Raw genomic sequence first — 15,133 nt, 5'->3', positions numbered from 1 at the left:
ATGAAAACATCAAACAACTACCTCTCCCTCAAATCAACTCAAGAAAAGCTTAAAGCATCCGGTAGGGAATTTGTAGAATTTTTTAAGCACGGCTCGCTTGTTGTGGAGCTGTATAAGCCTGACGGGGTTGATAAACAACAGCCGCATACACGAGATGAGGTTTATATAATTGCCGGCGGTTCGGGCAGGTTTTTTAACGCGGGCACATATGTAGATTTTGTCCAGGGCGATTTCCTGTTCGTGCCTGCCGGTGCAGAGCACCGGTTTGAAGATTTTACGGATGATTTTGTAACATGGGTGCTGTTTTATGGTCCCGAAGGCGGCGAAAGATAGAGATCCCCGCCTTCGAGGGGATACGGAAACGAAATATCCCCTTTTTACGGGGTTAAATGTTATATTTGTATAATACAAATTGGTAAATCAATTCATCAATTTATTGATAATCATTGAAATTAACTAATTTTACAGCATGAAAATATTACGTTATATTTTAACCGTTTTATTATTTACAAATATCGCATTTTCACAGGATCTCGAAGCGAAGCTTACGGAAATTATCAAGCCGCTTTTAGACGGCAAAAAAAATATGAGCATGGCTGTTGGGCTGTATGATGTTAACAGCGAAACTCCCAGAATGTTTTTCTTCGGTAAAGTGTCGAAGGAAGATTCCAGTAAACCGGATGAATATACTGTATATGAAATAGGCTCCATAACCAAAACATTCACAACCACAATGCTGGTTATGCTGGAGCGTGACGGCAAGCTTAAGATAAACGACCCGGTGCAGAATTACCTTCCGGAAGGGACAACAATACATAATTTTTCAAGCACAGCGCCGGTAAAGCTTTACAATCTGGCTACACAAACATCCGGGCTTCCGCGCCTGCCTTCAAATATGGTTATGAACAAAAACGTTGATGTTAACAATCCGTATAAAAAATACAGCGAAGCGGATCTTTTGAGCTTCATAAATAACTATATACCTGAATACGAACCCGGCACGAAATACCTTTATTCAAATGCAGGCATGGGGATACTGGGTTTTGCAATGGAACGCGCTTCGGGGAAATCCTATGAGGAATTGCTGCATTATTACCTGGTTGATTCACTCGGAATGACAATGACATCAATTATTATAAACGCTGATATGCAAAAGAAGCTTGCTAAGCCGTATAATGAAAAAGGCGAGCCGGCATTTAACTGGGATTTTGATGTAATGGAAGGAGCCGGGGCGATAAAATCAAACTTGAGCGATATGATAAAGTACCTCGCATTCCAGATGGGTAAAACCGAAAAGCTTGAGTTCAAAGAGGGCTTAAAGCTTATGCAGACAAGAAGATTTGAAACTGATATTCCGAATACCGCAATCGGTTTGGCGTGGCATATATCTGAAACAATGTGGGACAGAACCGTGATATGGCACAATGGCGGCACAGGCGGCTACAGAAGCTTTATGGGATTCATACCTGAGACCAATACAGGTGTGGTTGTACTCAGCAACCAGGCAAATGATGTAGACGGAGTGGCAATGGAAATACTTAAATATCTCAACAGGTAAAATAAAATTGAAGAATATTTTAATAACCGGTGTATCGGGTTATATTGCGCCTTACTTATGTAAGGCGCTTTTGTTAAATGCCACAGGCAGGGTCACCGGAATTTACAACTCACACAAACCGGAAATTAACGGAATAGAGTTGTTTAAATGTGATCTTGCAGATACAGAAGAGACAGAACGATTATTCAATAAAGTAAAACCGGATATTGTTTATCATTTGGCATCAGTTACCCCTACAAGAATTACAACACAAAATGATAATTATATAAGTCAATTTAATGGCGGGGTTACGGGTCATTTGGCGAAGCTATGTTCACAAACCGGCACGCTGATGATATATACATCAACAGACCTGGTATATAAAGCAGGTGTTAACCTAAGAGAAGATATATCGGCTCTGGAGCCGTTGACAATATACGCGAAGTCAAAGCTTGAAGGCGAAGAAGCTGTTAAGGAATTTGGTATGAAATACCTGATATTGCGGACATCTCTGGTTTACGGATTCACATTATCTGAATATACTTCATTCTTTGATATTGCATATAAATCACTGAGTGAAGGAAAAGAGCTGCGGGCATTTACAGATCAGTTCAGAAACGCAATATATACAGAAGATGCAGCGGGTATTTTAGCCGCTCTGCCGGAGAAGTACAGGCATAATGACATAATTAATTTCTGCGGCGGTGAGTATCTTTCACGGTATGATATGTGTATCGGCATGTGTGAAGAGTTCGGGTTTGATAAAAAGCTTGTTGTTCCAGCAAGCTGTGATGAGTTCACAGCTTATCCAACTGTTAAGGAACTTGGACTGAACCGGGATAAGCTGGATGGGCATGGGTTGGGGACTTTTAGTTATAGAGAGAATCTTGAAAAGGCTAAGAGGATTTTGAGATAAAAAATTTACAGTAGAATTAAAAAGGCCCTTAAAAGGCCCGGCTACGAAACAAGCCTGGTATACTCTTGAAATCGAAAGTATTATTCAAACTATGTCATCCTGAGCGTCAGACTGCCGAAACGTTAGTGAAGGCAGTAAGCGAAGGATCCAGCGTAAATAATAAATTCGTTCCCACATCTTATACTTCGATTGAAATATATTAATAAAAATTAGTAAATCTTTTTAATGTTTGTATTAATGTTAAATTGTTATTCTACGTCTAGATTCTTCGCTCGCGTTGCTCGCTCAGAATGACAGAGATCTTTTTTTTAAGAAGAGTCGCTTGATGTGGGAACATTGTAAATATATTTACGGCTAGAATATATGTTCCATTGAAGTGATTAGTCTAGATTTAGAAGAGCACTTCGTGACATCGCTGCGCTCAGAATGACAAACCTTTTATTTACACACACCTCACTTGGTAGCTCAGAATGATATATAAAATGCGGAGCCGGTTTGAAACCGGCTCCGCTTAACAATGGGGATAATACTAATGTGCAGCTTTTCTACATGAAATAAATCAGATTATTGAATCACTTAACCAGGATCATTTTTTTGGTTTGAATATTCTCCCCTGCACTTAATACATAAAAATAAACACCGCTGGGCAGATTTGCCGCATTCCATTCATATTCATATGTACCTGCCTGGAGCGTACTGTTAATTAACTCCGATACTTCCCTACCGGAAATATCAAATACTTTCAGCTTAACTGCGGAGCTTTTGGGAAGTGAAAAACCGATCTTTGTTGCAGGATTAAAAGGATTTGGATAGTTCTGTTCTAATTTAAAATCACCGGGTACTATAGTTGATAGCGGTACAAGTCCGGTGGGATTAAATGTAATGACCGTATTCATGAAATCAATACCTATAGGACCGGTATTTATATCGCGGTTCATCATAACAGCAATAGAAATTCCGCCTTCTGCCCAATACATAGAAACACTTGAGTGTCCGAAGGAATTACCGCCATGTCCCCAGCAGATCTTTCCGCCGACATTATATCTCATAGTACCGAGTCCGTACCCGTTTGCGCCTGATATATTCGCTGAAACAAATGTAAGCATCTGGTTAAGCGAACTGTTGGAAATGATCTGGCCTTCATAAAGAGCTTTAGACCACCTCAGCATATTTTCGGGCCTGGTAATAACACCACCGGGTCCGTAGGCTGAGCTTGTAAATGCTGTGCGCGGGTAGCCATATGCATCTACAAGCTGCGAGCCGGATTGTACCCAGTTATGTGCAAACGGAGCGTGTATTGTATCGGTTAATTCAACATACGCTGTATTCATACCAAACGGAGTAAAGAAATTGCTTCTGAAAAGGGCAGGCAGATCAGAGCCGGTAACCTGCCTGATAATCATGGTAAGTAAAGTATAGTTTGTATTGCTGTATCGCCAGCCTGCGCCCGGCTGAAAATATGGCGCCAGAATATAACCCTGTACGACTTCTTCAAGGGTCCATACCCGGTTAGGATCAGAATTAACTGCATTTGCCCACACTGAATTATCAGTAAAATTATAGATACCGCTTGTGTGATTGAGAAGCTGCTTAATTGTGACTTTGTTATTTATGTTAGGATACTGCGGAAGCCAAGTTCCGATTGAATCATTTAAACCCAGGCTATCCATATCAACAAGCTTAAGAGTATAAGCTGCGACGAAATTTTTTGTAATACTGCCAATATCAAAAACCATGCCTGTATCCATATTAACATTTACATGAGATATTCCGGCAGTGCCAAGCCAAATTCCCTGTCCCGGTACTTCCGCAGCCGCAGAAATACCAACGAGGTTATAAGTTGTTTTCAGGTATTCTATCCTCTGCTGCAGTATGCGGGCATAAGCAGTATCAAATGTACTGCCTGAAAAAATACTTTGAGTAATAAATACCGCTGTAAGCAGTATCAGAGTTTTAAAGCTGCTCAATTTATATATACTATTCATCTAACTTATTATTTTATTAAAATCATTTTTTTAGTTTCAGAAAATTCCGGTGTCTCAATCCTGTAAAAATAGATACCGCTTGGCAGCCCGCCTGCATTCCAGCTTACCTCATAACTTCCGGCAGCAAGCTGCCTGCTGAGCAGTTGAGCTGTTAACCTTCCTGAGGCATCATAAACAGTAAGCTTAACATGCGAACTAAAGGGCAGCAAGAATCTAATATTAGTTTCAGGGTTAAAAGGGTTTGGATAATTCTGTTCCAAGCTGAATTGCTGCGGAATTTCGCTGCTTAAGGTATTTAGTCCAATGGTTTTTGCTGTGTCATTACGCAGAAGCAGTCTATCCTGCATACCGCGGTTCACAACATAAAGATCGAGGAGGTTATCACCGTTGAAATCACCAGCCTTAATGCCTATGCCCTCTCCAAGAACACCCGGCGGCAAAACCAACTGCGTTACCTCCCCGAAAATCCCGCTGCCATTATTAGCAAAAACCTTTACCGGGCGGTTGTTAAAAATATTTGTAGTAATTAGATCAGGGTCACCGTCATAATCAACATCAACAAATATACCTTCGGTAGTATGCTCGTTATCAAAGGGGATATTTGCAGATGTAACATCGGTAAAAATACCTGAGCCGTTATTAAGCAGCAGCCTATCCTGCCTTATACGGTTAGGCCTGAATGCAACATTCGCGAAAAATATATCAAGATCATCATCTCCATCAACATCACATAAAGTAACCTTGCGTGTTTCTTCAGTTCCGGTAAGCGGAAGCCTTGAAGAAGTTTCATCTGTAAAGAAACCGCTTCCGTTATTGATATGTATTTTATTACCGTCTTCATTGCCCACAACCATATCATTATCACCATCGCCGTCTATATCACCAAGCTTAATATCCTGGGTTATATCAAGCACCTGCGGAAGCCTGGAAGCGGTTTGGTTGGTGAAGGTTGTATCGCCATTGTTTATCAACAGGAAATTCTGGGCCGGCGTATCAGATGCCCCTGCGTTGCCGAAAATAAGATCAGGGAGTGAATCATTGTTAACATCAATGGCAAGCACTGAATTTGCGATGCTGCCCGGAAGAATATTACTTTTATCCCTGTAAACGGCAGAGCCGTTATTGAAATACAGTTCGTGGATTGCATGATCTTCAGTTGCAAAAACTATATCAAGGTCATTATCACTGTCCATATCCGCAATGCCTATATCTTCGCTGTCCAGATTCTTTTGCGGCAGCCTTCCGGGTGTTCCGTCAGTAAAAACACCAAGCCCGTTATTGAGAAGTATCTTGTTAGGCTGATATTCATTGGCAATTACAATATCAAGGTCGCCGTCGCCATCAAGATCACCCGTTTCGGCATCCATACCGGGGCCGGAAACAATTGCCAGCGGCAAATGAGTCGATGAAACATCGGTATAAAGAATTGTATCACCGGTAAATGAACCGAACTTAACTGGAGTAACAGGAATAGCTGCCGGGATCAAAAAACCAAGTATTAATTGAGAGCTTATTAATAAAAAGGAATTTTTGAAGAACATATTTATTTTTAATTGTTTCAAAATTATAAAACAATAGAAAATTCCCAAATTAATATAATCAATATATTATAAGTCACTTTTAAATTATTTACAATATTTGCTGAATATATTAATATTTTTAGTTATTATTGAATAATTGTATTAGAACTCAAATGAAACCAAAAAACGACCTTTTTCAGCTTATAAGCTCTTTAACACCGACAGAAAAAGCTTATTTTAAAAAATTTTCGGGAAGGCATTACAAGAATAACAGTACATTCAGAAAATTATTCGAAGGAATTGAAAGCTTCAGCAAAGATCCTGCATATACGGATAAACAAATCAAAGAACGGTACAGCAACGAAAAATTTGTTAAACAGCTTGGGGTAACAAAGATATACCTTTATAACAACATTCTGAAATCTCTTAATCTTTATTACTCAGAAGATAATATTGAAATTAAATTGAGCATGATGATAAATAATGCTGTAATACTTTACAGGCGTGGTTTATACTCACAGGCTTTAAAAATAACAAACAAAGCCAAAGAGCTTGCTGAAAGAAATGACAAGCCGGTTAAGCTAATGGAAGCTATACGGACTGAAAGACTTGCATTACGCGTTAACACACCATTGAATGAAGTCTCGGAAGTACTTATGAAAAATTATGACGAGGAACAGGAAGTGCTTGATAAAATGAAGAACATTTCTGAATACAGGAAGCTGTATGACAGGATGGTAATTCACGCAACGGCAAAAGGTATTGAAGGAGTTACTGAACCCGGAAATACACTGAATAAGCTTCTATCAAACAGGCTTCTTAAAAATTACAAAAACGCAAAATATTTTCAAAGCAGGGTGATATATCTTTTAATGCACTGTTTCATTAATAATCTTTCAGGCAAAACAAAAGCAGCATACAGTTACGGTATTGACTGCCTGGAATTATTCGGTGATTCCAAAGAAAATAAACAGGCTTCGGCTTATGAATATATCCTTATCATGCAGGAACTGTTGCACATTTCAAATGCTGAAGGAAGGATAAGCGACGCTCAATATTACTTTTCAAGGCTTCAGAACGAACAGGATAAACTGCTTGAGGATTCGCCGCCGAAGATCAGAAATTTTCTGAAAGTAAGAACACTTATGGGGATCATGAATATTAATTCAGCATACGGAAAAAATGAAAAGAACCTAGAAGTTATCAGTCAGCTTATCGAAATAACGAGACTGAATGAAAGCTCATCATTCAGGGATGAGATCATAGTAACAGATTTTATAGCCTCATCAGTTTATTTTGCGAATTCAATGTTCGATAATTCCTTACATCATATTAACAGGATATTTAATTCAAAAGCATTTGAGCTGCGAGAAGATATCCAGGTTTCATGCAGAATAATAAACCTTATGGTTCATTATGAGCTTGGCAACATGGGTTCACTGGAATATTACATCCGGTCGACCTACAGGTATTTAAAAAAGAGAAAAAAACCGAGCAGCTTCGAAAAACTGGTATTTGAATTCTTAAAAAAAGGAAACCGCGTTAGCGAAGAAAAAGAGCTTAAGGAACTCTTCAAAGAAACACGTTTAAAGCTTAAAAACGCTGAAGATACAGAACCCGGCTTGCTTCATGTTATCGATCTTGATGCTTGGCTTGAAGGCAAAATTACAGGAAAAGCGTATATTGATATCATTAACAAAAAAGGTTATACCCAGGATTAAACCAAAAATTAATAATATTGTCATATAGCTATACCAGAAGTCTGGTACAAATAATTAAACATATGCAAAAACATGGCAATAACCCGGGTAAATAATAATACAAGACTGATAGTTTCTGTTTATCTCCTGTTCATAGCGTTCATTACACTTCTTATATTTTTAACTGCAGATGCTTCTGTAAGCAGGCTGAGTGTTAGTGATATAGACAGGCTGATAGAGAAGAAATGGAAGGAAAACGGGCTTGAAGGATCAAAGAAAACCAGCGATGCGGAATTTTTAAGAAGGCTGTATATTGATGTATCAGGCAGAATACCCAATGCCGATGAAGTAAAAGTTTTTCTTGAGAGTAAAAACAAAAACAAACGAGCTGAAAAGATAGATGAGCTCCTTGCATCGGAAGAATACGGCGGGTACATGGCTGATATCTGGATGCAGATACTATTTTCTTATGACGCAAAGCGTAAGGTTCAGGCACCGACATATAACCATGTAAGAAAAGAGTTTGCAGAAAATTTCAATTCCAACAGGCCATACAGCGAGTTTGTTCAGAAGCTGATAAGCGCGCAGGGATTTGTTACTACAAATCCGTATGCATTGTATATGGGCAGATTTGAAACTCCAGAAGATGCCGCCGGCAGTGTAATGAAAACATTTACAGGCAGGCAGATCCAATGCGCACAGTGCCATAAACATCCCTATGAAGAAATTACACAGGAGGATTTTTACGGTGTTGCATCATTTTTTTCAAGAAGGCAGGTACTGCCTCTGCTAAAAAAAGACCAGGCGCAGAAGATAACCAATGCCATAACCCGCATGGAAAAGCAGATCACAAAAGCCCGAGATATAGAAATGGAAAGCAATATGGAAGGCAGCAATGATATGAACGAAGAGATGATGAATAAGGAAGAGCATAAGAATGTAAAGAAGAAACAGAAGGACAAATCCAAGAATAAGAATAAGGTAGAAAAGAAAAGGAATATCCCTCCCCAGTGGGCAATTGACAGCCTGAAACAAAGGATGAGTGATTCCATTTTTAAGCCTGACCTGCTGGTATGGGATGCGGTTAACGGACAAATAACCTATGAAGAGAACGGGACTAAAAGAACTGCCTACCCTAAATTTTTAAGCGGAGCTTCCATATCAGGTGATGCTGGGGTTGACAGAAGAAGTCTGCTTGCTGAAAACATCGCTGTAACAGAACAAAAACAGCTTGCGCGGGCATTCGTAAACAGGTTCTGGAAGCATTTCTTCGGGTATGGTTTTATAAATCCTGTTGACGATATGACTGCAGGTGAAAAAGGCTCGAATCCTGAGTTATTGGAGATGCTTGCGGACGAATTTGTAAAAAGTAATTTTGATATAAAATCATTATTCAGGTTAATTGCCAATACTGAAGCTTACCAGCTATCTTCAACGCCAAACAGCACTAATAAAGATGACAGAATGTATTTTTCAAGGGCTGTTTTGAGGCCAATGGACCCTGTACAGCTTTCAAACTCACTTTTATCATCAAGCGGTTACTTTACAACAGGCAATATGAAAAATAAAAGCGATGAAGAGCTTGCGAAGATAAGGTTCAGAATACTGCAGCTTTTTGTATATACATTTGAAGATGACGAAATGAATGAAGCTGAAGATTTTTCAGGCACTATAACACAAGCGTTACTTATGATGAACAGCGATATAACAGAGAAGATAACAGAGAAGAAACCGGGAAATTTTATATCTCAAATAATGAATAAAGAAAATGATCCGGAGCAGAGAATTAACCTGCTTTACCTGAACACACTGGGAAGGTTCCCTAATGAGAAGGAAATGGAAAATGCATTAAAAACAGCGGGCGATAAAGAAGATGGATATGAGGACCTGCAATGGGCATTGATAAACAGCAGTGAGTTTGTGTTTAATCATTGATGACCTCACCCCCTGCCCCTCTCCTAAAAGGAGAGGGGGGCAATAAATTATAAATTATATTATGAAACAAAATAAAATTAAAGGAAAGCAATTTTCAGAGCATTGCGGATGCAATGGCCATAAAGATGAAGTGGAAATATCACGCAGGAAATTCCTTTCGCTGAGCATGGCGCTTTCAACCGGGTTAATATTTTCGAAATTCGGTATTGCTAAGAATGTTGCGGCTAAGAATCCCGGGTTATCATTTATGAATCCACTGAACGCCCAGGCTGATAGTGTAATTGTGCTTTGGTTAGCCGGTGCGCCTTCTCAGTTCGAGACATTTTCACCTAAAACAAAAAGCAAGAACGGAGGTTCGACTAAAGCTATACAGACCAATGTTACGGGTATCGAGCTTGCAGAGAATCTGCCGCTGCTTTCACAGCAGATGGAAAAGCTTACGCTGATAAGGACATTAACAAGCAAAGAAGGCAATCATAACCGCGCGAGTTATTTAATGCATACATCTTATCCGCCTACAGGTGTAGTAAAGCACCCCAGCTTCGGGGCAATCACAGCCAAAGAGCTTGGCGGAGCGAAGGAGTTTGACCTGCCGTACTTTGTAAGCTTAACCGGACCCAGCTACAGTGCGGAGTTTTTAGGGAAGGAATTTTCCCCTTATGTAATTAAAGATGTTACCAAGCCGCTGCAGAATATAGCAAAGTTCAAAGATGTTGATGATACGCGGTTTGCTGAAAGAATGAAATTACTGAACCAAATGGAAGATTCATTTTACAAGGAAAAAGGACTTGAAGATATTAAAGAACATCAGCTGATCTATGAAAAATCCGTTAAGATGATGAACTCACCGTTAATTAAAGCGTTCGATATAAGCGAAGAACCGGATGTACTGAAGAAAGCCTATGGCGATAATAATTTCGGCAAGGGTTGTTTGATGGCAAGAAGACTGGTTGAAACAGGCGTTAAGTTCGTAGAAGTAACGCTTGACGGATGGGACACTCACCAGGATAATTTTACACGGGTATCGAATCTCTGCAAAAAGTTAGACCCCGCGTTTTCAACGCTTGTGCAGGATCTATCACAGCGTGGAATGCTTGACAGGACACTTGTATTATGCATGGGTGAGTTTGGCAGGACTCCGGCAATAAATGCAAATGAAGGACGCGATCATTACCCCGACGCATTTGCATGCGCAATTGCGGGCGGCGGAATCCGCGGCGGCAGGGTTTACGGTGAAACAAATGATGACGGAAATCAGATAGTGTCGAATCCGGTTACACCGGGGAACCTGTTTGCATCGCTTTCTCACCAGCTTGGGATTGACTATAATAAAGTGATACACTCACCCCAGGGCAGGCCGCTCAAGTATGTGAATGAAGGAAGTGTGATTGAGGAGTTGGTAAGCTAAGAATTTTTCACAGAAAGGCGCTAAGATTTTTAATACACAGAGTACTTCTTTGAAGCTACTATACGTAAACATAAAAGTCTTAAAAATTATGAATGTAGAGCATATCCAATAATTCAGCTTTTTAGTCTGGATTCTTCACTCCGCTTCGCTTCGTTCAGAATGACAATGATTTAAAAAGGTATTTGTGGCACAAGCTAAATACCTTAATTTTATCTTATACCGCCTCTTTTTTTACAGGCGGTCTTTGAGCCTGTATTTCATCAAGCTCGTTGATCAATCCTTCGCCGAAATAGAATTTTAGCTCATCGCGTGACCCCTGGTATAAAGTCGGACCTTCGCCCAGGCAGGCTGTTAAGCCTTCATCAATTTCTTCGGGTGTCATAAGTACTCCATCCATATATGTGACAGGAAACATTGAACAGAAAAAAGGTTTTATTTCGTGGTAGTCTATGCCTTTATTAAGCGCAAAACTGTGAAGCATACAACCCCTGCCCTTTGTATTAAGGAATATGCAGTAATCTTTTTCTTCATCATAAGTTGTACGCATGTAATCATGCCCGGGGTATTCATGGTCAGTTCCTTTTTCAGATTCATCGAACCAGCGCTCTGATTTTATCCCTGTAAACGCTTCAAGCTCATCTTTGTATTTCATAACCCGCGAAACGTTCTGCATATCAATATCAGCGCCCCACTCGCAGCACTGGTCTTTGCAGAAAGTGCATTCCATGCACTTCATAAAATAAGTTAGATCAAAAATATCGGTATCAACTGAGTGTATCACCGGCAAACCGTGAATACTGGGATAAGAATTCTTAAGCTTTATAACCATATAATATGTTTAAATTTAAATTTATTAATTATTTTATAATTTTGTTTTTGTAATATCGAAAATTTAATATAACCCTTTCTTTTAGATAGACTCCGTGAAGATAAAAATAATGAGATTGTTTCGCTTCGCTCGCAAAAGTTTTTTGTAATATCAATAGTACCCAAGTTTATAATTCCGGAAGCCGTTTATTGTTTCCTTAGCGCTTACCTTTAGAATTGTTGCAACAGGTATTGCTATCAATGCGCCAAATGCGCCGAGGATCTGGTTGCCAATAAGGATTAACGCAATAATAACTATCGGGTTCATTTCAGCTCCTTTACTGAAAAGGTAAGGCTGGATAAATGAGCTATCAAGAATATAGATCACGGTAAATAGTATTACAATTGGAAGCACCATATGAAAATCACCGTACTGAATAATCGAAATAAGTATAGCGGGCACACCGCCAACAACGGGTCCGGCATACGGTATTAAATGTCCTGCGCCGGCTACCATTCCGATAATAATTGCGTTATTGACACCCATTATGCTTAGCCCAATGAATGAAAGGAGTCCGAGTATAAACGCATCCAGCAGCCATGCACGAACATATGAGCTTAATTGTTTTTCTATTTTATCTATAATATTAATGGTCATTTCAAAATAACGGTTTGGAACAATACTTATAAGTCCGTTCTTGATCTTTTGCCTATCTCTAAGGATAAAAAATGTTATAAAAGGTATAATTATTATATAAAGGACTGTTGAAACAACCCCGGAAATTATATCTTCAGCTTTTGTGAATGAAGAGCGTACAGAAGCTTCAATTTCTTTGCCAACATCACCTTTTTTAAGGTATGGAACATTTTTTTCTATCCATTTCTCAGTATCCTTCAGCTTTTCAGATACACGGAATTCCTTATAAGACTTGGTAAGCGATTCGCTTTGTTCAACAAATGCGGGAGCTATCATATTGAAAGCAAAATATAAAGCAGAGCCAATTACAGCATAAACGATCAATATAGAAACTGACCTGCCCAAACCAAAACCCTGGATAAAATCAACAAACGGGCTTAGTACAAGCGCGAAAAGCAGGCACATTACAAGTGCTATAAATATATCCGTAAAAAATGCAATGAATGCTGCAATTATAAGCAAAGGAATAAGCAGAATGAAGATCTTCGCAATTCCGCTGAGCGGTTTTACAGGGTCATTAAATTCACCTGCATAGCGCTCTTCATTTTTTATTGTTTTCATTATGTAAATTTAATGATATTAATCGGCTTTTTCACGGATAATTTCATTAATAATATAGTATTCAAATCCTTTGCGCGCCAGCGTTTCATAAATTTTTTGTTTAGCCTTTTGTATATCCGCTCCTTTAAGCTTAGGTTTTAATTTATCATATACTTTCAGAGCCATTTGTTTTTCAGCTTCATCAGTAAGATATTTATTAAGAGCATTTTCACTTACCTGTTTTGCTATTCCCTTTTCAAACAGCTTCTGCTGCAGCAGGCGTTTGCCCGCGGGCTTATTTTTGATCTTTTCGGTGATAAGCTGTTTGGCAAATTCTTCATCGTTTACAAGCGAAAGCTCATTTAAGTGGTTAATGACCTTATCAATAATTACCGGTGATATATCTTTGGACTTAAGCTTTTTTTTGATCTCAGCAACAGTACGTATGCGGTAAGAAAGGTAATCGAAGGAAATTTTTTTGCCGTAAATGTATTCATCAAATTCACGGATTTGCAACAGCTTTTCTTCGGTGATATCATCGCCTGCGGCAATTCCGAATTTAAGGATAGTATCATCATACAAACCGCAATAGAATTCATCAGCGATATACAGATTATACCGCTTATTGTTCTTTTTCTGTTTTTCTATTTTGGTGATGAGCATATCAGAGAGTATCTATATTTAAAATTTACAATACAATTATACCGATTTATTCAGAACGAATAAAGTGAAGCTGAAAGACCAGGAGACGAATAAAAAAGAGACGTCCCAACGGGACGTCTCTACAAATAGTAAAGCCGAATAATAACTATTTAATTGTTAAAGATCCCTGCGTTCGCAAGAATGACAAAAGAACATTATTTCTTCGAAGCTTTTTCTTTTGGTTTTGCTTCGCCGTTTGAGCCGTTAGCGCTAACAGGCTGTTCTATTCCGGCGGCTTCAGATGATACATCCATTCCCATTGCTTCGCGGACCTCGTTGTTAAGCTTAGCAAGCAGCTCGGGATTTTCAGTCAGCATGTTTTTCACGCCTTCCCTTCCCTGCATACGCTGATCATTGTAGCTGAACCATGCGCCTGCTTTTTTGATGATCTCCATATCAACTGCTGTATCAACAAGATCACCGAGCTTTGATATACCTTCATTATAAATGATATCAAACTCAACTTCGCGGAACGGTGGAGCAACTTTGTTTTTTACAACCTTAACCTTTGTACGGTTACCAATTACATTTGTGCCGTCTTTAATCTGTGCGATACGGCGAACGTCAAGTCTGACTGACGCATAAAACTTAAGCGCTTTACCGCCTGTTGTGGTTTCAGGGGAGCCAAACATAACACCGATCTTATCGCGGAGCTGGTTTGTGAACATAAGCGATAGATTTGATTTTGATACAGCCGAGGTTAATTTCCTGAGAGCCTGGGACATCAAACGGGCCTGGAGTCCCATGTGTGAATCGCCCATTTCTCCTTCAATTTCAGCTCTTGGTGTAAGCGCGGCAACTGAATCGACCACAATTATATCAAGGGCATTGCTGCGGACAAGTGTTTCAACTATTTCCAAAGCCTGCTCACCGTATTCAGGCTGTGAAACAAGCAGGTTTTCAACATCAACACCAAGCTTTTTAGCGTAGCCTGTATCAAGCGCATGTTCGGTATCAATAAAAGCGGCAAGGCCGCCTTTTTTCTGCGCTTCAGCAATTATATGCAGACAGATAGTTGTTTTACCCGAAGATTCTGGTCCGTAAATTTCAATAATTCTTCCCCTGGGTACACCGCCTACGCCTAAGGCTGCATCAAGTGATATTGAGCTTGTGGAAATTGCATCAATTTTTGTAATGACGCCATCCCCCAATTTCATTATTGAGCCTTTGCCATGCGATTTTTCTATCTGGTCTATAGCAATTTGTAAAGAGCGGAGCTTTTCGTTATCTGCCATTTTGGGTAAAACCTTTCTATAGTTTTTTATTGCTGAATTTCCAAACTATACAAATCCCGCAATTTGCAGGTATGGAAACAATATTTTGTTTGTGATTTCAGCGAATATAATTAATTAATACTTATTTTAATAAACAAAAATAGGGGTTAAT

The 15,133-nt window shown here is 39.3% G+C and carries 12 protein-coding genes; 6 read left to right on the top strand and 6 right to left on the bottom strand.

Annotation, left to right across the window (positions count from 1 at the left end; all coding sequences use genetic code 11):
* From J0M37_09055 to J0M37_09045, 3 genes are all read left to right on the top strand, one after another.
* Positions 1-333, top strand: coding sequence for a cupin domain-containing protein (locus J0M37_09055; GenBank protein ID MBN8585231.1), 333 nt, complete (start codon positions 1-3; stop codon positions 331-333).
* A gap of 136 nt (positions 334-469) precedes the next feature.
* Positions 470-1,558, top strand: coding sequence for a beta-lactamase family protein (locus tag J0M37_09050; protein ID MBN8585230.1), 1,089 nt, complete (start codon positions 470-472; stop codon positions 1,556-1,558).
* A gap of 7 nt (positions 1,559-1,565) precedes the next feature.
* Positions 1,566-2,453 carry a sugar nucleotide-binding protein gene (locus tag J0M37_09045; GenBank protein ID MBN8585229.1) on the top strand — a complete coding sequence of 296 codons (888 nt, stop codon included), beginning with the start codon at positions 1,566-1,568 and terminating at the stop codon, positions 2,451-2,453.
* Between the two features lie 572 nt (positions 2,454-3,025).
* On the opposite strand, the gene J0M37_09040 is transcribed toward J0M37_09045, so the two are convergent.
* Positions 3,026-4,420 (bottom strand): serine hydrolase, encoded by a 1,395-nt coding sequence (locus tag J0M37_09040; protein MBN8585228.1) that lies wholly within the window; start codon positions 4,418-4,420, stop codon positions 3,026-3,028.
* A 26-nt stretch (positions 4,421-4,446) separates the two neighbouring features.
* Positions 4,447-5,979: a T9SS type A sorting domain-containing protein gene (locus J0M37_09035; protein ID MBN8585227.1), complete on the bottom strand. Its 1,533-nt coding sequence runs from the start codon at positions 5,977-5,979 to the stop codon at positions 4,447-4,449.
* Positions 5,980-6,131: 152 nt separating this feature from the next.
* Here J0M37_09035 and J0M37_09030 point away from each other — a divergent pair, with 152 nt between their 5' ends.
* The 3 genes from J0M37_09030 (at position 6,132) to J0M37_09020 (ending at position 11,001) form a co-directional block, all read left to right on the top strand.
* Positions 6,132-7,679 (top strand): hypothetical protein, encoded by a 1,548-nt coding sequence (locus J0M37_09030; protein MBN8585226.1) that lies wholly within the window; start codon positions 6,132-6,134, stop codon positions 7,677-7,679.
* A gap of 72 nt (positions 7,680-7,751) precedes the next feature.
* The gene (locus tag J0M37_09025; protein MBN8585225.1) at positions 7,752-9,593 is read left to right on the top strand and encodes a DUF1549 domain-containing protein; all 1,842 of its coding nucleotides are present in this window, start codon (positions 7,752-7,754) and stop codon (positions 9,591-9,593) included.
* Positions 9,594-9,654: 61 nt separating this feature from the next.
* Positions 9,655-11,001, top strand: coding sequence for a DUF1501 domain-containing protein (locus J0M37_09020; GenBank protein MBN8585224.1), 1,347 nt, complete (start codon positions 9,655-9,657; stop codon positions 10,999-11,001).
* A gap of 214 nt (positions 11,002-11,215) precedes the next feature.
* Here the strand turns inward: J0M37_09020 and J0M37_09015 are convergent, their stop codons facing one another.
* The 4 genes from J0M37_09015 to recA all read right to left on the bottom strand — a co-directional run bounded on the left by J0M37_09015 (position 11,216) and on the right by recA (position 14,982).
* Positions 11,216-11,830: a hypothetical protein gene (locus J0M37_09015; protein MBN8585223.1), complete on the bottom strand. Its 615-nt coding sequence runs from the start codon at positions 11,828-11,830 to the stop codon at positions 11,216-11,218.
* 150 nt (positions 11,831-11,980) lie between these two features.
* Positions 11,981-13,066: an AI-2E family transporter gene (locus J0M37_09010; GenBank protein ID MBN8585222.1), complete on the bottom strand. Its 1,086-nt coding sequence runs from the start codon at positions 13,064-13,066 to the stop codon at positions 11,981-11,983.
* An 18-nt stretch (positions 13,067-13,084) separates the two neighbouring features.
* Positions 13,085-13,708 (bottom strand): RecX family transcriptional regulator, encoded by a 624-nt coding sequence (locus J0M37_09005; GenBank protein MBN8585221.1) that lies wholly within the window; start codon positions 13,706-13,708, stop codon positions 13,085-13,087.
* Positions 13,709-13,902: 194 nt separating this feature from the next.
* Positions 13,903-14,982 carry a recombinase RecA gene (recA, locus tag J0M37_09000; GenBank protein MBN8585220.1) on the bottom strand — a complete coding sequence of 360 codons (1,080 nt, stop codon included), beginning with the start codon at positions 14,980-14,982 and terminating at the stop codon, positions 13,903-13,905.
* Between the last annotated feature and the right edge of the window lie 151 nt (positions 14,983-15,133).

It is taken from the genome of Ignavibacteria bacterium, assembly GCA_017303675.1.
In the GTDB taxonomy this organism is placed as follows: domain Bacteria; phylum Bacteroidota; class Ignavibacteria; order Tepidaquicellales; family OLB5; genus OLB5.
The sequence above is the reverse complement of the archived record's forward strand: the minus strand, read 5'-3'. Positions and strand labels throughout refer to the sequence as shown.